The following is a 25,034-nucleotide window of genomic DNA, read 5'->3' as shown; positions in this document are numbered from 1 at the left end:
GTTATTGATGTTATTTAGTTGAAAATTTATATGTTGTTGCCGACTGATACGTCTCTCCAGGATTTAATACCGTAGATGGATAATCTTCCTGGTTTGGCGAATCCGGATAATGTTGAGTTTCTAAACATAAACCGGTACGTTGTGCATACGTTCCTCCTTGTTGTGAAGGTAAAGTACCATCTAAAAAGTTTCCAGTGTAGAATTGTATTCCTGGCTCATCAGTTAAAACTTCCATAAACCTTCCACTTGTTTTGTCATACACTGTAGCGGCCAGTCTAAATCCTTTATCCTGATTGTTTAATACCCAGCAATGGTCGTAACCTGTACCGTTTTTAATCTGAATATCTTCAGCGCTAATATCCTGTCCTACTGGTTTAGGACTGGTAAAATCGAAAGGCGTTCCTTTAACTTCTGCTAATGGACCAAACGGAATAGATGTTTCATCGATTGGCACATAACGATCTGCAGCAATCATAACGTCTTCATCTAAAATAGTTTTTGAAAAATCTCCAGATAAGTTAAAATACGCATGTTGAGTTAGGTTTACAATAGTAGGTTTGTCTGTTGTTGCTTCGTAAGTAATCTCTAAAGCATTATCTGGTGTAAGGGTATACACTACAGTTGAAGTTAAATTCCCAGGGTAACCCTCTTCCATATCTTTACTTAAATATGTCAGTTTTAAGGCTACGGAATTTCCGTTTTCAATTGGCTCTGCAGTCCAAACGACTTTATCAAATCCTTTTTTACCACCATGTAAATGGTTAGAACCATCATTTGTTGCCAAAGTGTAGTCTCTTCCATTTAAGGTAAACTTACCTTTAGCTATACGGTTACCATAACGGCCGATAAGTGCTCCAAAAAATGTAGGATTAGTTAAATACGGCTCTAAAGTATCGTAGCCTAAAACTACGTCTTCAAACTTACCGTCTTTGTTAGGTACTTTTAAATTTGTAATAATACCTCCGAATGTAATGACATCGATTTCCATGCCATTCGCATTTTTTAGGGTGTACTGTTCTACAAGTTCTCCTTCGGGAGTTGTACCGAATTCTGATTTCGAAATAGATGCTTGTTCCATAGGTTTTGTGGCTTCTGCTTCCGGTTGTTTCTGCTCTTGTTTAGCATCTTTACAATTGCTTGTAAAGATGGCTAAAACAAAAAGCATAAAAATTTGAAAGCAACGTCTCATAATTTTCATATCGTTTAACTAGATTTTAATTTCTGCGGTTAAAGATATGATAATATGCTTCATTTGCGTTCATTGTATCTTTAAATTGTCTGATATTAGTATTTTGATCGATAACTAATAATTCAATTCCAGCTATATCTGCAAAATCTTCCATACATTCCGTAGTTAAAGCCTGCGTATATACTGTATGATGTGCTCCACCTGCAAGAATCCATGCAGTAGCTGCAATATCTAAATCTGGCTTACAATCCCATAATACGCGAGCCACAGGAAGTTTAGGTAAGTCTGCCATAGGTTTAACAGCCTCTACCTCGTTAACGATTAATCTGAAACGGTTACCCATATCTACTAAAGACGCATTTATTGCAGGACCAGCTGGCGAATTAAATACTAAACGTACCGGATCTTCTTTTCCTCCAATTCCTAAAGGATGAATTTCACAACTTGGTTTTCCATCAGAAATGGTTGGACAAATCTCTAACATGTGAGATCCTAAAACATAAGATTTCTCTGGAGTAAAGTGATATGTGTAATCTTCCATGAAAGATGTACCTCCTTCTAAACCATAAGCCATTACTTTCATTACACGAGTCATAGCAGCTGTTTTCCAGTCACCTTCTCCACCAAATCCATAACCATCGGCCATAAGACGTTGTGTTGCAATACCAGGTAATTGCTTTAATTCTCCTAAGTTTTCAAACGTATCGGTAAAGGCTTTAAATCCACCTGCATCTAAGAACGAACGTAATCCTAATTCAATTTTAGCAGCATCGTATAAAGATTGTCTTTGCTCACCACCTTCTTTTAATCTGTCTGAAAGGTTGTATGATTCTTCGTATACTTTAATTAAAGCTTCCAATTCATCATCGGTAACTTTATCCATATGTGCAATAACATCAGAAGAGTCGTAAGCATTTACAGACATTCCAAAACGCATTTGCGCTTCTACTTTGTCTCCTTCAGTTACTGCTACTTCACGCATGTTATCACCAATTCTTGCAACTTTTAAGTTTTGAATTTCATCCCAACCTAAAGCAACACGAGTCCACATTCCTAATCTTTGTTGAACACGCTCTGTTTTCCAGTGACCAACGATAACTTTACGTTTTTTACGTAATCTGGACATGATAAACCCAAACTCTCTGTCTCCGTGAGCAGACTGGTGCAGGTTCATGTAATCCATATCGATATCTTCCCAAGGAATTTCTGCATTAAACTGCGTATGTAAATGACATAATGGTTTGTTTAAAATATTTAAACCACCAATCCACATTTTTGCAGGAGAGAATGTATGCATCCAGGTAATAACACCAATACAGTTTGGATTTGAATTGGCATCCTGACAAACCTGTAAAATTTCGCTAGGCGACTTTACAGTTGGTTTGTAAACAATCTTAATAGGAATGTGTTTAGAGGCATCTAATCCTTTAACAACCTCCTGAGAATCTGCAGCAACTTGCTTTAAAGTCTCTTCTCCGTATAAATCCTGGCTTCCGGTTAAAAACCAAATTTCCTTTTTGCTAATGTCTATCATGTAATTAGTTTTTATGTATTAAAATTATTGACCGTAATACGCATCTTTACCATGCTTACGCTCGTAATGTTTTTTTATTAATGAATCTTTTAAACGAGGTGCTTCAGGATTTATCTGACGTGTTAAATACGCCATTTCTGCCACAACCTCTAATACTTTACTATTGTAAACTGCTTTAGCCGCATTTTTACCCCAGGCAAATGGCCCATGGTTTCCTAATAAAACCATTTCTACTTCCTGATGATTTAATTCCTTCTCGTTAAAGCAATCGATAATCTGAATTCCGGTATTGTGCTCGTAATTTCCTTCGATTAAATCGTCTCGCATAGGTGCAGCACAAGGAATATCTTTAGTTAAATGATCGGCATGTGTTGTCCCAAAAATTGGAATGTCCATCTGTGCCTGGGCCCATGCCACCGAAAATTTCGCGTGTGTATGTGCTATACCTCCAATATCATCCCAGTTTTTATATAAATACGCATGGGTTTTTGTGTCTGAAGACGGACGCAAATTCCCTTCAATAATATTGTTATCATAATCTAAAATAACAATATCCTCAGGTTTTAAATCTTCGTAAGGCACGCCACTTGGTTTAATAGCGAATACACCATTTTCACGGTCTACGGCACTTACGTTTCCAAATGTATACACCACTAACCCCAACTCATTAAGTTGCATGTTTGCTGCGTAACATTCTTCTTTTAACGCTTGATACTTAGAACTCATATTAATTATTTTTTAGTTTGTTCTTCTACAAATTCGCATAAATCACTGTACTTATGCATTAATACATCGTAAGCTTCGATAGCTTCCGGTTGCGGGAAGTACTCAGCTTCAAGCGGACTACCTAAATGTTTACTGGCTTCAATAACATTAGGGTAAATTCCAGAGGCTACTGCTGCGTAAATAGCAGCACCTAAAGCTGGAGCCTGATCTGAGGCAGCAACTTTAATAGGACGGTTAAGTACATTGGCTAAAGTTTGCATAATGAATGCCGACTTTCTTGCCACACCACCAATACCAATTACAGATTCAATTTTCACACCTTCTTCTTCGAAACGCTCTACGATTTTCTTTGAACCAAAACAGATGGCGTTAACTAAAGCTTTGAATATATGCGGTGCTTTTGTTCCTAAAGACAATTGCGTCATAGCACTTTTTAGTTCCTGATTGGCATCCGGAGTTCTTCTACCATTCACCCAGTCTAAAGCTACCGGAATACTCTCTGATAACGGAATCTGAGCAGCCTGATCGGCTAAAGTTTTAATGAAGTTATCTTGAATTTCAGCCTTAAGCGCTTCTTTTTGCTCGTCTGAAATGGTTGAAGAGTTTAATACTAAATTCTCAATTGGCCATGATAATACATCTTTAAACCAAGCTAAAACATCTCCAAAAGCGGACTGACCGGCTTCCAAACCAATTAAACCTGGAATAACAGAACCATTAACCTGGCCACTAATACCACGTACAGCATGGTGTCCTATAACCTCTGGATCTGCTACCATAATATCACAGGTAGACGTTCCCATTACTCGCACAAGTGCATGGTGGTCAACTTTAGCACCAACGGCACCTGCATGCGCATCGAAAGTACCTACAGTAATAACAGTTTCAGTAGTAAGTCCTAATTTTTCTGCCCATTCAGCATTTAAGTTACCAGCAATTTCATCTGAAGTATAAGTATCTTCATATAAGCGATCTCTTAAAGATGCTAAATACGGATCTAATTTTTCCAAGAATGTTTCTGGTGGTAAACCATTCCAGTCTTCGTGCCACATTGCTTTATGTCCTGCAGCACAACGACTACGTTTAAATGATTTTAAATCCTTAACATCACTTAAAATAAATGTCATGTAATCACAATGCTCTATCCAAGAGTACGCCGCTTCTTTAACAGCTTCATCTTCACGGATTATATGTAATATTTTTGCCCAGAACCACTCAGAAGAATAAATTCCTCCTTCGTACTTGGTGAAGTTTTCACCACCCCAGGTTTCCGCTAATTCATTAATTTCATTGGCTTCCTGAATAGACGTATGATCTTTCCATAAGATCATCATTGCATTTGGGTTTTCTTCAAATCCTGGTAATAAAGATAAAGGCGTTCCTTCTTCGTTTACCGGAATTGGAGACGATCCCGTAGTGTCAATACAAATACCTTTTACAGCCTTCGGATCAACATTAGATTCTTTTACAACCGTTTTAATAGTGTGTTCCAGACCTTCAATATGGTCTAATGGATGTTGACGGAATTGGTTTTTAGATGGCACACAATACATGTTCTTTTTCCATCGTTGATACCAATGAACTTCTGATGCAAGTTCCTCTCCGCTAGTAGCATCTATAAGTACAGCTCTACAAGAATCTGAACCATAGTCTACCCCAATTACGTATGTTTTCATTTTTTGATTATATTAAGAATTTATCAAAGATAACTATATTATTTTTTTTAAGTGTAAAAAAAACACTTAAAATTTGTTAATATCATAATTCCTTCGATTTTAAATATTTAGATGGTCTTTACTCCTTTATTTTTTGCACCACAAAATTAAGCCTATATCCCTAAAAATCAAGGGCTTTTATTTTAATATTTTTGAAAGAAAACCATTAAAAATTTGTTAATTCTACATTAAAAAAAAGCGTATCTGGTTCAACCCACCATGGATTTGAAACACCAAACACGCCTAATTAATTTCATTTTATAATTGTTTTCTTACACAGGAAAACTTAATAAAGTTCAAATAGCGGCTTACCGTCTTCATCGAATTTAACTTCCATAATCCTCGCATGACGATTTGGGTCGTATAACGGATCTGCTATAATTTCCTCTAAAGGTCGTTTATCTATTTCCGGAACCACTGCAGGATCTCCTACTGCCTTTTCGTAATCTCTGGCATGATACACGCAAATTGGGGTTTTACCATCTTCTGCTATTGTAAAACTGTTATGTCCCGGACCGTAAATTTTCTTGTCGTAATCGGTTTCCAATACAGGATATCTGGTCTTCTTCCAGGAGTTTCTATCTAGTAAATCAGACGCCTCATCAGCTTCCATATACCCCATACAATAACAGGCTCCTGTGGCACTTGCCGAAAAGGTTATATAAATTTTTCCATTGTTTTTTATTACGGCCGGCCCTTCGTTCACCCAGAAATCAACACGTTCCCAATCATAATCAGGAGTGGTTAACATAAACTGTGGTGTCTTTAATTTTACGGGCGATTCCATTTCGGCCAGATACAGATTTGAAGCTGCAAACTGTCCTCCGGTTTTCTCTGCCCAGCAAAAATAACGTTTACCATTGTTCTCGAACACTGTACCATCTAAAGAAAAATCTACAAAGGTTTTATTATCACCATCAGCCGGTTGCATCTGGCCCAGTTCTACCCATTCATCCGTTAAAGGATTTTGCCCTGTGCACTCTAAAACGTATGGTCTTAATTTCCATATATCAGTTACTTCACTCGCTGCAAAATACACATACCATTTTCCGTCTAAATAATGAATTTCAGGCGCCCAGATATGCTGACTCATAGGTCCGCTTTCATGTTTAAACCACACATTAAATGGCTCTGCATCTTTTAACTCAGCTATGGTTTTAGCGCGTCTTAGTTCAATACTATCATAAGTTGGAACAGAACCTGTAAAATAGTAATACCCATCGGTATGCTTGTAAATAAACGGATCGGCACGTTGCTCAACTATTGGTTTGTTTGAATATAAAGTCATTTTAATTAAATATGAATTTTGTTTTTAATCAATTCGTAATAGCTATCTGTTATCTTATAACGGTAAATTAAAAGCCCGTTAATTAAGTGAAAAATGGCCGGGATTAAGGTTAGCATTAAAGCCAAGCCCATTAGCGTAGATTCTGATTGAATGCTATCTGGAATATATCCGAATGAATCTAACAATACGCCGACTACAGCACCTGCTATACCCATACCTGCTTTTTGCGCAAATGAAATCCCTCCAAAGGCTAAACCTGAAACACGTACTCCTGTTTCTGCCTGACCAAAATCTACTGCTTCCGCAATTGCTGTCCAGAAAATCGGAGCATGTAAATCCACTACAAAGGATAGAATAAAATACATGACGTAGGCCAATAACATGCTTTCAGGGTGTGGTTTAACAATTACAAACATTAAAACACTTAATACAGCCACTGCAAACTGAGACATCCAGAACAGTTTTACCTTACAAAAACGTTTGGTAATTAATGTTGATATCGGCATTGCAATAATAGCAGCCGCCACACCGGTTCCCATAAAAGTAGCCTCTACCACTTCGTCTCCTCCTAAATAGTATTTTGCGTAATAAATTGCTACTGATGCTCTGATAACATAACCGATAGTTCCTGAAAAACAAGACCCTAATAATAGCAACCACTGGTTGTTTTTACCTAAATACTTTAACTGTTCCTTAAACGGGCGCTTTTCCTCTACATGCTCTACTCGTTCGGTAGTCGTGAAAAAACAGAACAATAACAGTAAAGTACCGCAAAACGCCATGATTCCCATAGCTATCTGATACCCTCGAGCCATATCGCCCGCTCCCATTTTTTTAGCCAGTATAGGCACAACTATAGACACGGCAAATGCAGCAATCTTGGCAAAAAACAAACGGTAACCACTGGCAGACAATCGTTCTTTAGGGTCGCTTGTTAATACACCTATTAAAGAAATATATGGTATCGTTACCGAAGTAAACATTAAGGTTACCAGAATATAAGTCAGGTAGGCATAAATTAATTTCCCGGCATAATCAAAATCCGGGGTTGTAAAAGTTAAGAATACCGAGATTCCGAATGGAATAGATAAATAAAGAAAATAAGGTCTGAATCGCCCCGATTTAAATTTGAATTTATCAGTAATAATTCCCATTACCGGATCGCTAATAGCGTCGATAAACCGCACTAATAAAAACATTAGAGCCACATCTTTTGGCGTAATTCCAAAGATATCTGTATAGAAATAGGTTATAATAAGGAACATTGAAGAGATTACAACATTCACCGCTGCATCTCCCGAGCCGTATCCAATTTTTTCAAGGATACTTAATTTCTGATTTTCTGATTTCATGAGATAATTTAAAATCTAATCCAACGCATGGAATGGTTACTTGTTCTCTGCATCAGACTGTGCTATTAATTAATTGTTTTGGGGCGGCGTAGATAATAATCGTACACCATAAATTCCGGCGGTACTCGAACCTTGTTCTGCTTCAAATTTTACTACTAAAATTTCGTTTTTAGTAGCTATAGATTCAGGTATACTGTAATCCACTTCAAAGAAAGTATTTCCATTAGTGCCATCTAATCGCGGTTCAGCTATTACTTTGCCATTCACTAAAATTTTAAAGTAGCGTCCTGCATCCAAACCAAAATAGGTAATGCGTAAGGTTTTAGCCTTTGCATCTTTATTTTTAAGGTCGTAGCTAAACCAGCCCAAAGCATCTCTCCAGTGTTTGTTCTGGTTTAAACCACTATTCGTGTTTTCCGATTTAATGCCATGGTCAGATTCCGGCTGTTGCTCGCCCGGTGCCACAAAATCCAGGGTTATAGCTCTTAAATAAGCTTCTGCCTGTTGCTTTTCTTCCAGTTCGCGTTGCATTTTTTGAAGTCCTTCCGGAGTTTCATTTTTAAAATAAATGGAATAACGCTTTTCGTGAATTTTATAAAATGGTTGTAAAACCAGACCTTTATCCTTTTCCGGATAAAAAGCATCGGCTGCTGTAAACTCCAGTGGTTTTCCAGCTATCGGTTTTATCTTAGCCAATACATCGCCAGAACTGGTAACAAACATCGGTGCATCGGTCATCGGTAAAAAAGGTCCGTCTGCAACATGACCACCACGACTATCATCTGCAAATAAACCGTCCTGATTGTCATCTCCGGTAATAGCTGATAAAACGATTGGCCCGTACTTTACAGACACATACCCTGAATGATCCGGAATATCTTCCAGACTAAGTTCCATTGGTAACTCCATAGTAATACGATCGCCGTTTTTCCATTTTCTGTCTAAAGCAATATAAGATCCCGGAGTTGCTGTAATGGTTTGGGCTTCTCCATTAACAAAAACCTTTAATGCTCCAGCCGCAACCCATTGCGGATAACGCAACATTAAGGTCGCTTTTGTTTTCTTCTTCCCGTTCCAAACCAACTCTGTTGAAGCTTCTTCCGGAAACTTTGTATTTTGCGTTATAACCGCATTTTTTTCGGACCAGTTTACAGTAGATGGTAGAAATAAATTCACATATAAAGCATCGCCTTTCGTGGCATAAATCAACTCATTATACTTAGTATGGTTTTCTAAGCCTGAACCTACACAACACCAAAAACTGGTTTCCGGTTGCGAATATACACGGTAATGTCCCGGACGCATTGGTGTAAAATACACAAAGCCTCCTTTGGGGTTTTGAGATGATAAAATATGATTATATAAACCAGACTCGTAGAAATCTATATACTTCGCATCGGCTGTATCTTCAAAAAGCAGCTTGCTCAATTTAAGCATGTTGTAGGTATTACAGGTTTCAGGCCCCTGTTCACTACTTAATACCGAACTAAAATCATCTATCGGGTTAAAATGTTCTCTTACACTGTTTCCTCCAATACTTAAAGTGCGTTGGTCAACAACATTATTATAAAAATTTAATGCTGATACATGATACTTTTTATCATGGTCTAACTGACTGATACGTTCAAACCCGATAAATTTAGGAATTTGCGTATTCGCATGCATTCCTGTTAAAATATCCTTATTCTCTGCCAATGGGTTTAACAAAGCGTGTTCAGAAAAACGCTTCGCTAATTCCAGATATTTTTTATCGTTTGTAATATGATACACTTCGGCAAACACTTCGTTTAATCCGCCGTGCTCAGAACGCAACATATCCTGAACCTGAGCTTCAGACAAGCCCTTGGTTACATTTATAAACCAGTCTGTTAATGCTATCAGCATGGTTTTAGCTTCTGCTTTATGCGCATGGACCCAGGCATCTTTTAAACCTGCAAAAGGTTTATGAATATTATACAACGGTACCCAGCGATCGTTTAAACTAAAACTTCCAGCATTAATTTTACCCTGTTCTATTTCACTCCAAAGCGCTTTACTTTCCGGTATCCCGCCAATATAACCGTTTCCGTTAGCCTGCTGAACCCTTTTTAGCTCTGATAAAATATAATCTAAAATAGCTTCTGCTTTACTATCTCCGGTAGAGGCGTAATACATGGATAAAGCTGAAATGTAATGCCCCAGCGTGTGACCATCCAATCCGGTATTTTCCCAGTTGGTATAGGATGATGCTTTAGGTTCCAGACCTGCTTCCCGTAAATAAGGTGCTAATAATCGGTCTGCATCAAGCTTTTGTATATAACTAAAATCGGTTTCTGCAGCTTCCTTAAATACACCGGAAGTCACAGAAACCTGATTTAATGGGAACAGGTTTACGGCCTGCTGCGCTGTAGCAGTAACCGAAACCATTATCCCTAAACTTACAATTAATCTTTTCATGTTAATCCAGTACATTATCTTTAAGACTTGGCCATAAATCGGCGTTCCATTTAAGCTCTGAAACTCTTAATTTTGGTAAACCGTCATCGCTAGCATCATAGCCGTGGAAGAAAATATAATCCTTACCATCAAAAGTATATGCGCTGTTATGCCCTGCTCCGTACCATTTAGAACTTCCTTCCAGTACCAGCGTTCCACCACCTTCATTTAAAGGCACGCCATCTTTATCCACATAAGGTCCGATAGCATGTTTTGATCGCCCTACAACCACTTTATACGTACTGTTCTCTCCACGACAACAATAATCCCAGGACAGGAACTGATAATAATACCCGTTTTTCTTAAAAATAAACGGCCCTTCTAAAGCAGCATTTCCTGCGTCGGCATCGGCAGTTTTAAAATCACGTTCTCTTTTAGCAATGGTATGCCATTCTTCAGGCTGTGCTATGGTAATTAAATCAGCATTCAACTTTACCATTTTTAAACCACCCCAAAACGATCCAAATGCCATCCAAGGTGTATTATTATCATCGAATACCAGATTCGGATCGATAGCATTCCAGGAGTCACGATTAGGAACCGATTGAATTACGATACCATGATCTACCCATTTGTAATTGTTGTCTTTAGGATTCAATGTCGTATTGGTTACCACTCCTATAGCCGAAGTATTTTTACCGAATGCCGAAATTGAATAATACAAATAATAGGTACCATTGTGATGTGCAATATCCGGAGCCCAGATATGTCCGTCGAAATTCTTAACGATACCGTCTACCCAAGCTGGTGTTTCAGGAAAAACCTGATCTACCTGAGTCCAGGTTTTTAAATCCTTAGAGGTAAAACTGGTTATACCAGGCCCTGTACAGAATAAATAATAGGTATCTCCCTGCTTTGCAACTACAGGGTCGTGTGTTATTGGCTTATCGGTCGCTTTCTGTCCACATGATACTAATGAACTAAAGAATACCGATAAAACAACAAGTCTTTTAAATACTTTCATAATGCTTAATTTTGAATCCCTTCTGAAGTCATTATTACGCGTTTAAGCGTACCATCGGCATTGTAGTATAAACGATCGATACAAACCGAGCGTCTGAAACTCCCACCATTAGGCTGAATACCACCGGTATGATAAATAAAGTAATCCTTACCTTTAAATTCGATAATAGACTGGTGGTTGGTATTCGAGTTTCCTGCCAACTCATTTAAAACACCTTTATATTCCCAAGGTCCTGTAATAGACTTACTCATAGCATAGGCTATTTTTTCCGGGAACTGATAAGCATACGATAAATAATACCAATCTCCTTTTTTATGAATATATGGAGCTTCAGTAAAATTAGGAAGTTCTACAGTATGAATCGGACCATCTAACTCTACCATATTATCTTTTAATTTAGCATAATGACACACCGTGTTACCCCAGTATAAATACGCCTGGCCATCGTCGTCTAAAAATACTGTTGGATCGATATCATCCCACGAAATGTCTGTATGCTTAGTCATATCATTAGTAATTAAGGCTTTACCCAAAGCATCTTTAAAAGGCCCGACAGGACTATCTGAAACTGCCACACCAATGGCTTTACCAGGATGTTTATCATTATGTTCTACAGTAACGTACCAATAAAACTTACCATTACGCTCTATAACTTCGGCTGCCCAGGCTTCTCCTTTAGACCACTTAAATTCTGTTGGTTTTAACGGCACCGGATGTTCTTTCCAGTTTACCATGTCTTTCGACGAATACACCAGCCATTCGTTCATTTTATAAAAATGAAAATCGTTAGGTGCTTCGTCATGTCCGGCATATAAATATACGGTATCATCGTATACCATTGCAGCAGGATCTGCTGTAAACTTATCTTTAATGATTGGATTATTATCTTCTAATTGTTCCTGAGCTACAACCGCGTTTCCATAAAACGCCGCCATACATAGTGATGCTGCTATTATTACCTTTTTCATTATATAATATATTGTGTTTGTCTAATTTATTTTCTTTGCCCAAATTGGTTTTCCTTCCGGTGTTAATCCGGAGTATGAAATGGTTACTTCTCTAGGAGATGCTTCCCAGTTCCAGGCATCGAACAGTTTACATTCGTTACCGTTTACATTAATGGTTTTACCATTAGAATCTAATTCCCAGGTCCCTGAAATATCACCGGCCAGTGTACCATTTTTATTAAAAATTAAGGTCTTAGACGTTTGCATAACACGATATTCGTAGTTCATCGTAATCTGCTCCCAGGTCCCTACAATATCATCCACTGTAATTTCAGTTTCAGGAACATCGGCAAAACGTTCAGGAGCCACAACCGGCCATCCATCGGACGTCCATTCTATTTCTCTAACATGTCCCATCATAACAGCATTAGACACATTTACACCCGGCACACCCTCTGGTAACCTACCTTGCGAAGAATAGTACCATTTTTTAGAAATATCATCCTGAAATACAGAACAGTGTGAAATACCAACCCATCCCGTATGACCATTAAATTTATACGGGTGTGTTAACATTGGCCAGCACTCTGCGCCTTCGGAAACATTTTCCCCGTTAATGCCATAATATGGGCCTAGTATGTTTGTAGATCTTGCCACACGTGTGTTATAAGCAACAGACAACTCATCGTAAGCTAAAAACAAATAATAATACCCGGTATCGGCATTATAAATGATTTCGGCACCTTCGGTTCCCTGCCATCTATTTGTCTGTAGATCTCCTCTACCTGCAATTCTCGTACCATAATCATCTAATGTATTTAATTTATATGGTTTACCTGTATTCTGATCAATTTGAACTGCGACAATACCACTATGCCAAGACCCATACACCATATAATGTTCCCCCGCTGATGTAATAACATAAGACGGATCTATAGCATTGTATTTAAAATAAGCATTCCAATCGCTAGTATATGAAGAACGACTCCAATCCGTACCTTTATCGGAAACAGAACTAATAACCATACCTTTATCCTCCCACGAAGAATTAACAGAAGGGTCAGAGGTTTCCATCATACCAATAAAAGCGCGTTCTGTCCACGTGTTATCAAAATTATCTGCAATATTTGGAAGTCCGTTACCTATAAAATGATCTATAACTATACTGTAGTACATGCGGTATACATTACCTACTTTGCGCACTACAGGTGCCCAATATCCAATTTGCAGACTACCAGTTATTGGTGCTAAATTATAACTTGCCCTAATTTTATTTAATTCTTCTTTTACCCAGGCTGGTGCTTCATTCATAGTTGCGCCCAAATATTCCCAGTTTACTAGATCTTTGGAGCGTCTTCCGTGAAAATGACCATGCCCCTCATGTGCATTTCCATAGGATGCATCGGTTTGGTACATATAATAATAATCACCATGCTTAACAACAGTTGGATCATGTACATTGGCCAGATTCCATTGACTACGTTGCGCCCAGGCGCCTTTTGAAGTATAATTATCTGCGTAAGTAGGTCCGTCGAACGTTTCTTCAGGAGTGCCACCTCCTCCACCTCCTGTGTCCGGATCCGTTGGTTTTTCAGTCGTATCGCTATCACTGGAACAGCTAAAAACAGCACCCATTATAACTAATAGTGCTAATGCTTTAATTCTTTTCATTTTTTAATATTTTCACAATTCACCGATCCTCTTCTGCGTCTGCTTCAAACTCCTACTGTAAATTGTGTAGTTTGTGTGTTATGTAATAAATCCTCTACCTTTTATTTTAACTGGTTGTAAAGATTACCAGTCCTTTTTTTTAAAAAATTTCACCTTTACGTGTTAAGCAGAAAACAGCTTTTCTATTTGTTACATTTAAAAAACTATATCTCATCACAATAGTATTAAAAGCTAAATTTTTAATAAACAATCCTGTTTTTTATTCACTTTATAAATTTACATCCTTTTCATCGTAAACGCTTAATTATCAATCAACAAAATCACACAATCTTAACTTGTAGATTTTCATAATTGAGGTATTAAGGTTTCTTGAGATATAACATAAAAGCGTTTTGAAAATCCAATGATTTAGAAAATTAAAGTTTTAGTGCTGTGGAACTAGTTTTAAATAAGATCTGAGTTTTTTTTTGAACGTTAGCTTATTTGCTACATAAGGTTAAAATAAAATCAAATTTGGTATCGGTGCCATTAAATTTTAAGACACCGAAATACCAAATATGATAAAACAACTTAATATCGATAGTTTTATATCGCAATCCGGTTTTCTTACTTCGTTGCTTCGAAAACAACTACTGAAAACGGAGGTAATTCAATTTCTAATTCTCCCTTTTTAAGTTTAAAATCTTTAAAGTTTAGTGGAGTAATTTTATTTGGATTATCGAAAGTATTATGATCTTGTAACGTTTTAGATTTTACTATAGAAGCCGTTACATTTTTAACACCAAGATCTTTAACGTTTACTTTAACTGTTTGACTTTTATGTGCATCTATATTTACCAAAGACATATGTACTTTTCCTGCCTTATCTTTTGAAGCAGAAATAGAAACTGCATCTAAAGACTCGCCATTTAGAGTATATTTAGGCGAATGAAATTCTACAGGAATTAAAGTAGCATCTTGATGTACTTTGTACATATTCATAACATGATACGTTGGTGTTAACAACATTTTTTCATCCTCAGTAAGAATAACAGCCTGTAATACATTTACAGTTTGTGCTAAATTCGCCATTTTTACACGGTCTGCTCTGTTGTTAAAAATGTTTAAAGTTACACCTGCAATCATAGCATCACGCATGGTATTTTGCTGATACAGGAAACCTGGATTTGTTCCTTCTTCCACTTCGTACCATCCACCCCACTCATCAACGATAAGGGCTATTTTATTTTCCGGATCGTATTTATCCATGATAGCGGCATGCTTATCTACAAGCTCCTCCATTTTAAGAGCTGTTTGCATCGTAGAAAAATACTGTGCTTCGTCAAATCCGGTAGAAGATCCTTTGTCTTCCCACTCTACAAAAGAATACGAGTGTAATGCCACACCTTCAATTAAGCCTTTTGGGACTTCTTTCATTAGCACTTCAGTCCAGTGATAATCGGCTACATTAGCACCTGAAGCTATTCTAAACAAACCATCGCTATTGGTCCAGTCTGTCATAAACGTTGCATATTGTCTATACACATTGGCATAATGCTCGGCAGTCATGTTTCCACCACAACCCCACATTTCGTTACCAACTCCCCAATACTTAACATCCCAAGGTTCTTTTCTACCATTTTCAGCTCTGTAATCTGACATTGGCACCCCTTGTTCTCTCATTACATATTGTGTGTATTCTGTAAATTCTTTAACTGTACTACTACCAACATTTGCAGCGAGATAAGGTTCTGTACCTAAAACTTCACACAAGTTTAAAAAATCGTGCGTTCCAAAACTATTATCTTCTACAACGCCTCCCCACCATTTATTTACCATAGATGGTCTATCCTCTTTTGGTCCTACACCATCTTTCCAATGATAAGTGTCAGCAAAACAACCTCCCGGCCATCTTAAATTTGGAATATTAAGCTCTTTAAGCGCTTCAATAATATCGTTTCTAACACCATTAGTATTTGGGATACTGCTATCCTCTCCTACATAAAAACCACCATAAATACAACGGCCTAAATGCTCTGCAAAATGCCCGTAAATATGTCGACTGATTTCTGGAGCGTCAGCCTGTTCCTTTAACTTAACATCAACGTGATTCTGTGCTACTGAAACCTGAGACATCCCTAAAGTTATACCCAGTAAAGCAACAATTACATTCTTTCTTTTCATTCTAAAAATTGATTTAAAAAAAAAGACCGCGCGCACCGCGCGGCCTTTTTAAGGTATACCGAAAACCTAATTCAAAGTGATATTCGTATAATTAATAACCTTCATTTTGACCAATAACCATTAATGGGTTATTATCCATTTCTGATTGTGGAATCGGGAAAAACTCTCTACCGTTAATATAACTACCGTATTCAGGGTCTCTCGATTTTAACCATTCTAATTTAGAGGCATCATTTAACCATCCCCAACGACGGATATCATCAAATCTGTGTCCTTCTAATGGGAATTCCAAGAAACGCTCGTGAGCAATCTGATCTCTCATTTCTGATTGAGACATTCCTGGTTTAGTTGTTGCTAAGTCAGGTAAATTAACACGGTCTCTTACTTGCTGAATATAATCGTAAGCAGCACCAGTTTGTCCTAATTCGTTTAAACACTCTGCATACATTAACAATACATCTGCATAACGCATAATACGCTCGTTAATTCCAGATCTCCAGTCGTATTCATCTGCTCTGCTTCCATCAGCATTTTGATACTTCGCACAGAATAAATCATTAAGGTACGCTTCATTTCCACCGTAGTGTGTAGCAAAATCCACACCATAAAGCATCATACCTCCTGGTTTATTGTAAAACATTGTAGCATCCAGTCTTGGATCTACCTGTCCATCTACAGTTGCTTCCTTGTGGTAATCATCAAATAAAATACGAGTTGGCTGTACATCTGTAAACCCGAAAGATGGTGGTCCGTAAGTAATTGCTCTCGCTGACGTTTTACCCCAACCAGATGCCGGAGCTCCACCCCAACCTAAATCTACTCCTCCAGCTTCTCTACTAAACTGAACTTCGAAAATAGATTCTGAATTGTTTTCATTATATAAGGTAAAGTTATCCTGATAGTTTGCTACTAATGCATACTCTCCTGAATTTATTACCTGCTCGAACGCTGATTTCGCTTCTGAATAATTTTGGTTAAATAAATGTGCTTTACCTAAATAAGCATATGCCGCACCTCTAGTAGCTCTACCTGCCTGCCCAGCATCTAATCCAGAAACATCTGAGTAATTTGCAGGTAACAAACTAGCAGCCATTTCTAAATCTGAAATAACCTGAGCCCAGCCTTCTTCCTGAGATTTTTGCTCATGGTAAATTTCTAAACTAGTTAATGGAAGCGGTACATTTTTAAACATGTTTACCAAATGGAAGAAGTACAAACCTCTTAAAAAGTATGCCTGTCCAATAACTCTGTCTTTTAAGGCAGCATCTTCCATCTCAATTCCCGGTACATTTTCTAATACCTGGTTTGCTCTGTACACCCCTTGATAAAAGGTTTCGAAAGCCCAACCATAAATAGCGGCATCAGAAACACTGGAATTAAAACGTCCAACATTAGCCATAGCTCCCCATGGACTGTTACTTCTTGTACCATCGCCTTTTAAATCTAATAAAAGTGGCGTACTTCTCATGTACGATCCGTCTGTAATTAAACTTCCGTAAGTAGCATTAACACCTTGCAAAGCATCTTCGTCTGTTTTCCAGAAGTTATCTGCTACATCGAAATTTGGATCAGTTTGATTCAAATCTGAATCGCTTACACAACCTGTCGCTAATAAAGCAGTTGCTACAGCTAATGAATAAAATATATTTTTAGTTTTCATCATTTTGTAATTTTTCAAATTATATTAAAAGTCTACCTGCACTCCTAACGCAAATGTTCTTGGGTTAGGGAAAGATCCAAATTCAAATCCTCTGTTAAATAATCCGTCACTGATAAAGTCAGGATCATAACCGCTATACTTTGTAATTACAAATAAGTTTTGTCCAGAAGCAAATACTCTTGCTTTTTTAAACACTTTAGTTTCTATAGGAATATTGTATCCAAGCTCTAAACTTTGTAATCTTACATAATCACCGTCTTCAATAAATCTGTCTGATAATCTGTTGTTCGCATTCGGATCACCAATTACCGGTCTTGGAATATTAGTATCTGTATTTGTAGGTGTCCAGTAGTTTAATATATCTGTAGAACCATTTACTAAATCTCCTGTCATTAAGGCCTGGTATGTCCCGTTATAAATTTTGTGACCAGCAGCGCCCTGGAAGAATGCAGCAACATCAAAGTTTTTATAACTAGCACTTAAATTTAAACCGAAGTTAAGCGTTGGAATTACACCGCCTTGGAATGTTCTGTCCTCATCTGTGATTAAACCGTCACCATTAACATCTCTAAACTTAACGTCTCCAGCTTGCGCTCCAGATTGGAATGCATGATTATCGATATCTTCCTGACTTTGGAATAAGCCTTCAGTTTCATAAACAAATAACTCACCAGCAGAACGTCCAACTTCAGTTCTTCCTGCACCTGCAGAAATTGGAGTATTGTCTTTACCAATTTTAATAACTTCGTTCTTTAAAGTACCTACGTTGGCCGAAATATTATACTGGAAATCTTTTTTATAATCTCCCCAGCTTGCTGTAAATTCCACCCCTGTGTTTTTTACTTGTCCTGCGTTAGACGTTAATAAAATCGGGTATGAACCAGAAGAATAAGGAATTGGAATATCAGCTAATAAATCAGTAGACTGCTTCATGAAATATTCTGCAGTAAATTGTAATCTGCTGTTAAACATTGCGAACTCAGCAGCAACGTTAGCAGATTCTGTATCTTCCCATTTAATATCCGGGTCTACAATCTTTACTACAGTTGTACCGTTAGCAATTTCATTATTAAAGTTATAACCAGCGAATGGATTTAAGTTTAATGCGAATTCGTATAATCCAATAGTGTTGTTACCTAACTGACCGTAACCTCCACGAATTTTTAAAGTATCCCACCAGTCTGGCAAATCGAAGTCGTTATGTACTTTCCATGCTCCTGATACAGAGAAGTAGTTACCTGTATTGTTTCTTGGTGCGAATTTAGATGATTTATCCTGACGGAAGTTAGCAGTAAATAAGTAACGATCGTCGTAAGAATAGTCTACTCTACCAATATAAGACTTATAAGTCTCTTCACTTTCATATTCTGATGCATCACGGTTAGCAGCATATTCTAAATGAGCAACTGTACCCGCATCATATCCAGTACCCCAGGCTCTCATGTTGTAATAGTTATTACGCTCCTGAATGTTACCAGCTAATAAGTTAAACTTGTGTTTTTCACCTAAATCGAAATCATAAGTTAACAAGTTATTTAAAATAGTACGTGTTGTGTGTCCGCTATTAACATCTAATAATGATTCTTCTGGAGTAGTAATATAGTACCATCCTAAATCACTTTCAGGGTTAAAGTATCTTGTATCCCAGTTCGTACGGTCACCACTCACGCTTAATTTATATTTTAAGCCTTCAATAATTTCGTATTCTCCCCAGATATTTCCAACAAAACGATTTCTTTTGTTTTCGTTAGTAATTAAGTTGTTATATCCAATTACGTTTAAAGAAATAGCTCTTTGAGTAATAGCGTCTGTACCACCGTATCCTCCTAGTCTGTTTGAATCGTAAACCGGCATAGTTGGAATAGCCTGTAACAAGTTAATGATAGAACTTGTACCTGCGTTGTATTCGTTAAAACTTTCTTTATCTGAGTAAGAGTAAGAAATTTTAGATCCGTATTTAAACTTACCTTTTGTACCTGTTAAGTTAATATTAGTAGAATATCTTTCGTATTCCTGAGGTGTAGTCATATACCCGGTATTCTTGAAGTAATCTAAGTTTACGTTATAACTTAAAACTTCAGCTCCACCACTTAATCCTAAAGTGTGGTTTTCTAAAACACCTGTATCAAAGGCTTCGTTTTGCCAGTCTACATCTACATCGTCTATATAATAAGGACTTTCAGGATAGTTCGCAGGAGAAGTTGCTACATTTAACCCTTGGTTATTTGCATTCGTTTCTGCAGTTCTTACCACTTCCTGGTATTGCTCTCTGTTCATTAAAGAATACCATCTGTTTTTAGGAATATTCTGGAAACCAGTAGTCATTTTATAATTAATGTCTAATTTTCCTTCTTTACCTTTTTTAGTTGTAATAATTACTACACCGTTTGCGCCACGAGCACCATAAATAGCTGCAGAAGACGCGTCCTTTAATACCTGAATCGATTCGATATCTCCAGTTGCGAAATCATAAGGACTATCAACAATAACTCCATCTACTACGAATAATGGGTTGTTGTTTCTAAATGAAGTAATACCTCTAATTTTAATGTTTACAAAACCTCCAGGTTCACCAGATGATTGCACAGTAACTCCAGGCGCCTGACCTTGAATCATTTTAGCAACATCATACGTAATCGTTTTCTTAGCATCATCTACATCAACAACACTAACTGCTCCTGTTAAGTCTGATTTCTTTTTAGCACCGTATCCTACTACTACTACTTCATCCAGGGTAGCAAGATCTTCTACTAAAGCAACATTAATTTCTGTTTGGCTGCCTACTTTAATTTCCTGAGTAACGTATCCCAGAAAAGAGAAGACTAAAATAGATTCTGAAGTAGCATTAATGGAATAGTTTCCATCAAAATCTGTTGCGGCACCTGTGGTAGTACCTTTTACTAAAACGTTTACGCCAGGGAGCGTCATTCCGCCTTCGCCCTCTGTTACAGTACCCGTAATCGTTTTACTCTGTTGAGCAAAAATACTCATAGACGAAAGTAGCAATATTGCTAAAGTTAAAACCCTGGTTCGGGATCCTAACCACCCACGTCTATTCAATGATTGTTTTGTTGTAACCATGTGTGTTAGTTTAAAAATTAATATTAAGTGTGTTTTTTACATTTATAAAAGTATATAATTTTTATATATTAGCAAACAAAGACAAGGAAATTTAACAAAAATAAATTTAAATTTGATTTCGCTAAGAATTTAATAACGGTGTTAAATCTGCGTTAATGCAGTGCAAATAAAACACTAAAGCCCTTGGTTTTCATCAAATTTGGTATGTAACCGATTACACTACTAAAATTTATCTTTTAAAGAAAAGATGCTATGAATTTAAACAATTATAACTCAGAAGACAAAGTTTTACTGGCTGTAGACTGTATTATTTTTGGATTTGACGGAGAAGATTTGAAAATTCTTCTCATTAAAAGGAACTTTGAACCGGAACGCGGTAAGTGGTCTTTAATAGGTGGATTCTTAAAACGTGAAGAAACCTTACATGATGCTGCAAGTAGAATCTTAAACTACTTAACAGGTTTAGACCATATATATATGGAGCAGTTCTACTCTTTTAGTGAAGTTAATCGTGACCCGGGAGAGCGTACCGTATCGGTGAGTTATTATGCACTTATTAATATAGAAGATCACAACGAACAATTAAATAAGGAATTTTCGGCCGAATGGTTTAGTGTATCCGAAATGCCAAATCTGATTTTCGACCACAACCAGATGGTAGACATGGCGATAAAACGTCTGCGTTACAGAGCATCTACAAAACCAATAGGTTTTGAACTACTGCCTGAAAAGTTTACCATGAAACAACTGCAAAAATTATACGAGTCTATTTTAAACACCAAACTGGACAAACGTAATTTTATTAGTAAAATAAATGGTTTAGATATATTAATCAGATTAGACGAAAAAGAAACCGAGTCGTCCAAAAGAGGTTCGTATCTGCACACTTTCGACAAAGAAAAATATTCAAAAAAGACCAACGAGGGCTTTGTGTTTAAAATTTAACCACTGTATCACTCTTTTTCTTCTAACTTTAAACACTTTATCCTAACTAATTCTAAAAATTTCTACTTTAGAAAAGCATTGCTTCTTTCATTTCAAAATCAAAAAACAGGATAAAAAGCTGCATTTTATCGATAAAATGCATTTTTAATTGGTGAGGTGCACCTTTTTTTATACGTTTATATTATGAAACCTAAAGGCTCGTCTTAAACAACCATAGTTTAAAGAAACCTTTACGATTTATTAATTTTTAAAAGCGGATATATTGAAACAAAACTAGAACACTCTTATTTAAATACTAGTAATGCAGCCCCAAAAAGCATTTTTAGCATTTAAATAAACTTTACTAAACAACCATGAAACCTACTAACCTACCAAATAAGCAGTATGTATTTGCTTGCCTGTTGTTTGGGTTTATATTTTCGATTAGGAGTTATGCACAAATTACCATCTTAGCCCCTACTCTGGATTTTACTCAAGCCTGTGCATCGGCTGATTTTAATGAGTACCAAGTGACGTTCTCATTCTATCCCGTGCAGAATCTGGCTACAGACAATCAATTCATAATTGAACTTTCGGATGCTTCCGGAAGTTTCGATACGCCTACTGTTTTAAAAAGTTTCACTTCGGTTGCTTCTCCTACTAAAGAAAAATTCGCGTTCCCGGAAACTGTTTCCGGAGATAATTACAAAATAAGAATTCGCAGTACCAGCCCGGAATTTACAAGCCCGGAATCTGCTGCTTTTTCGGCATATTACGCGGTTCACAACCAACCGTTTTCAATAAACAGTTACGACAGCAGTGTTAACCTGTGCCAGGGCGAAACGTACACACTTCAAATAGACAACAATAACACCACAGCCTCTCCGGTTTATTACCCCGATCTCACATACATATGGTATAAAAACTTTAATGAAATTGCTGGTGAAACCTCATCGGCTTTAACTGTTTCCGAGACTGGCTCATATTACTGCGTAGTGGATTATGGCGATTGTGTTATGGATAGCTATTCCAATATTGTAGATGTTAGCGTTATAACTGATATTACACCTGTAATAACTTCAGACAATTCTTCGAATGCGCTATGCGCGGGCAACACCGTAAATTTAAGCTGTAATATTAATGATACCAGTTATACTTATACCTGGTTTAAAGATGATGCCGCTATATCGAATTCCAACAGTCCAGACTTAGATGTTACAACTGTTGGGCAATATTATGTTTCAATAAATATGGGTGGTAACTGCGATTTTATTTCAAACAAAATTGATATTGAAGCTCTGGATATCGATGTTAGTATTAACAACGGAGAAAGCAGTATTTTGCTTATTCCGGGAAACACCATTAATCTGCTGACAAATACAACCGCTAATTCTCCAAGCTATACCTGGTATAAAGACGACACACTGATTACAGGCCAATCTGAAGCGGACATTCTAATAAATGAAACAGGAACTTACACTGTAAAAGTGAGTCAAACTTCCCCTTGTGCTATCGAAAAGGAAGCTGCAATTACCGTAGTGTCTCCATTGTATTACGAACTGGAAATTGCTGCCGATTCTAATTACGACGCCTGTAACAGTACTAATACGGTTTTAAACATTATTACTTTTGATGCCGTTACCAGCGAAGAAACCATAAATCTTATTGGAAGTACCCAAAGTTACTCGTTCCAATGGTACAAAGATAATGTAGCTATTTCGGGAGCCTCTGATACCTCAATTTCAATAATCGATGCTTCCGAAAACGGAGCCTACACACTGGATGTTTCACTTACAAATGATGATACCGTAATTTCCAATACGCTAAACATTACACTGTCCACTGATGTTATTGAAATCAGTAATGATAAGGGATTATGCAACAATCAACAAGTCACTTTAAGTGCTAATGTCTCCAATACCAACTACAGTTACCAATGGTATAAAAACGACAGTAGTATTTCGGGAGCAACCGCTTCAACCTACCTGACTAACGAAGCTGGTTCGTATTATCTTGAAGTTACCAGCACTGGCTGTACACTAAATTCAAATACTATAAATCTGATAGATGGTGGTATTAATATCAGTTCCTCAACGCCGGAATCGGATATTATATTACCTGGCGACACGAAAACACTTAGCATAGAAACCGATGCCATAAACCCAGCTTTTAGCTGGTATAAAGATGGTGAAGAAATTACCAATGCTAACACAAACACTTATACTGCAACAGAAATTGGCACCTACAACGTACTGGTAACACAAACCGAAAATTGCTATTCGGAAGCTGAAAAAACCTTTATCTTAAGTGCTCCATCCGATTTTAGCGCCACAGTTAGCACTGAAGACTATAAATCCTGCGCTACGGATATCATTACTGCAAACTTAACCAGTCTTACGGCAAATGCCGATTCTGGTGCAATAAATTTACTGGACGGCGATTTAAGCAACTACACCTTCCAGTGGTACAAGGATAACGAAAGTGTTGTAAATGCCACCTCAACGTCAATTGAAGTAACTGATCCTGCTAATAACGGAACGTACCATGTTGTGGTAAATGTTCCCGATTTTGGAGAAATTACCTCCAATGCCATAGAAATTCATCTGGCAAGCGTAAAAACAGTTACTATCGCTACACAAGACAGTTTTTGTAACGCATCGAGCAGTGTTACCCTGTCTACAAATATTCAAAATGTAAACGCGGTTACTTTTGCCTGGTACAAAGAGGGCGAAACAACAATTATGGATACCTCTTCCGCGCTAACCATAAATGAAGCAGGGACCTATTATGTTGATGTTACTGATGGCGATTGTGTGATTTCTTCCAATTATTTGGAAATAAACGCTTTTGATGCCAGTTTAATTTCGACAAATTATCCAGAAAACATCAACCTGGTAATCGGCACTCAACTTACTATTAAAGCAGACGGAGCTGAGTCTTACAACTGGTCTTACAATAACGAAAGTATTTCTAATAGTAATGAAGCCCTGGTAACACAAGGTGGAACTTACATCTTAACTGCCAGTTTAGATGGCTGTGAAACTTCAAAAACATTTACCGTTACCGAAGTAGAAAATAATGCCATTAGCATCCCTAATGTGGTAACGCTAAACAACGATGGATTTAACGATACCTGGGCCTTACCTAATTTTTATTTAAACAATCCGGAAATAGAGGTTATTATATATCACACAGATGGTTCCATAGCTTTTAAAAGCGCCAATTACATGAATAACTGGCCGGAACCAGATTATAAATTTTCTTCTAAAAGTCCGGTATTTTATTACGTGATTTATGAACAAGGGAAAGCAACTAAAAAAGGATCTATTACAATAATTAAATAAA

The 25,034-nt window shown here is 37.2% G+C and carries 15 protein-coding genes; 2 read left to right on the top strand and 13 right to left on the bottom strand.

The window, feature by feature from the left end:
- Positions 1 to 10: 10 nt before the first annotated feature.
- The 13 genes from I3217_RS01080 to I3217_RS01020 form a co-directional block, all read right to left on the bottom strand.
- Entirely contained in the window at positions 11 to 1,189 is a 1,179-nt protein-coding gene (locus tag I3217_RS01080) for an aldose epimerase family protein (protein WP_435047871.1), read from the bottom strand.
- Between the two features lie 25 nt (positions 1,190 to 1,214).
- On the bottom strand, positions 1,215 to 2,723 hold the full coding sequence (gene araA, locus I3217_RS01075; protein ID WP_435047870.1) for an L-arabinose isomerase: 1,509 nt from the start codon (positions 2,721 to 2,723) through the stop codon (positions 1,215 to 1,217).
- A gap of 24 nt (positions 2,724 to 2,747) precedes the next feature.
- Positions 2,748 to 3,449, bottom strand: coding sequence for an L-ribulose-5-phosphate 4-epimerase (locus tag I3217_RS01070; protein ID WP_435047869.1), 702 nt, complete (start codon positions 3,447 to 3,449; stop codon positions 2,748 to 2,750).
- Between the two features lie 5 nt (positions 3,450 to 3,454).
- On the bottom strand, positions 3,455 to 5,125 hold the full coding sequence (locus I3217_RS01065) for a ribulokinase (protein WP_435047868.1): 1,671 nt from the start codon (positions 5,123 to 5,125) through the stop codon (positions 3,455 to 3,457).
- Positions 5,126 to 5,450: 325 nt separating this feature from the next.
- Positions 5,451 to 6,452: a family 43 glycosylhydrolase gene (locus tag I3217_RS01060; protein WP_435047867.1), complete on the bottom strand. Its 1,002-nt coding sequence runs from the start codon at positions 6,450 to 6,452 to the stop codon at positions 5,451 to 5,453.
- A 5-nt stretch (positions 6,453 to 6,457) separates the two neighbouring features.
- Complete coding sequence (locus I3217_RS01055; protein ID WP_435047866.1) at positions 6,458 to 7,804, bottom strand: MFS transporter; 1,347 nt, start codon at positions 7,802 to 7,804, stop codon at positions 6,458 to 6,460.
- Positions 7,805 to 7,873: 69 nt separating this feature from the next.
- A complete protein-coding gene (locus I3217_RS01050; protein ID WP_435047865.1) occupies positions 7,874 to 10,240 on the bottom strand; it encodes a beta-L-arabinofuranosidase domain-containing protein in 2,367 nt (788 codons plus the stop codon).
- A gap of 1 nt (position 10,241) precedes the next feature.
- Positions 10,242 to 11,243 (bottom strand): arabinan endo-1,5-alpha-L-arabinosidase, encoded by a 1,002-nt coding sequence (locus I3217_RS01045; protein ID WP_435047864.1) that lies wholly within the window; start codon positions 11,241 to 11,243, stop codon positions 10,242 to 10,244.
- Positions 11,244 to 11,248: 5 nt separating this feature from the next.
- Complete coding sequence (locus tag I3217_RS01040; protein WP_435048550.1) at positions 11,249 to 12,178, bottom strand: glycoside hydrolase family 43 protein; 930 nt, start codon at positions 12,176 to 12,178, stop codon at positions 11,249 to 11,251.
- 54 nt (positions 12,179 to 12,232) lie between these two features.
- Entirely contained in the window at positions 12,233 to 13,861 is a 1,629-nt protein-coding gene (locus I3217_RS01035) for an arabinan endo-1,5-alpha-L-arabinosidase (RefSeq protein ID WP_435047863.1), read from the bottom strand.
- A gap of 606 nt (positions 13,862 to 14,467) precedes the next feature.
- On the bottom strand, positions 14,468 to 16,024 hold the full coding sequence (locus I3217_RS01030; RefSeq protein WP_435047862.1) for an alpha-N-arabinofuranosidase: 1,557 nt from the start codon (positions 16,022 to 16,024) through the stop codon (positions 14,468 to 14,470).
- A 91-nt stretch (positions 16,025 to 16,115) separates the two neighbouring features.
- Complete coding sequence (locus I3217_RS01025) at positions 16,116 to 17,687, bottom strand: RagB/SusD family nutrient uptake outer membrane protein (RefSeq protein ID WP_435047861.1); 1,572 nt, start codon at positions 17,685 to 17,687, stop codon at positions 16,116 to 16,118.
- A 21-nt stretch (positions 17,688 to 17,708) separates the two neighbouring features.
- Complete coding sequence (locus I3217_RS01020; protein WP_435047860.1) at positions 17,709 to 20,765, bottom strand: SusC/RagA family TonB-linked outer membrane protein; 3,057 nt, start codon at positions 20,763 to 20,765, stop codon at positions 17,709 to 17,711.
- 252 nt (positions 20,766 to 21,017) lie between these two features.
- Here I3217_RS01020 and I3217_RS01015 point away from each other — a divergent pair, with 252 nt between their 5' ends.
- Positions 21,018 to 21,710 carry an NUDIX hydrolase gene (locus tag I3217_RS01015; RefSeq protein ID WP_435047859.1) on the top strand — a complete coding sequence of 231 codons (693 nt, stop codon included), beginning with the start codon at positions 21,018 to 21,020 and terminating at the stop codon, positions 21,708 to 21,710.
- 353 nt (positions 21,711 to 22,063) lie between these two features.
- A complete protein-coding gene (locus tag I3217_RS01010; RefSeq protein ID WP_435047858.1) occupies positions 22,064 to 25,033 on the top strand; it encodes a gliding motility-associated C-terminal domain-containing protein in 2,970 nt (989 codons plus the stop codon).
- The last annotated feature ends 1 nt before the right edge of the window (position 25,034 follow it).

It is taken from the genome of Formosa sp. S-31, from assembly GCF_051172795.1.
Taxonomy (GTDB): domain Bacteria; phylum Bacteroidota; class Bacteroidia; order Flavobacteriales; family Flavobacteriaceae; genus Formosa.
This window is presented reverse-complemented; position numbering and strand designations above follow the sequence as displayed.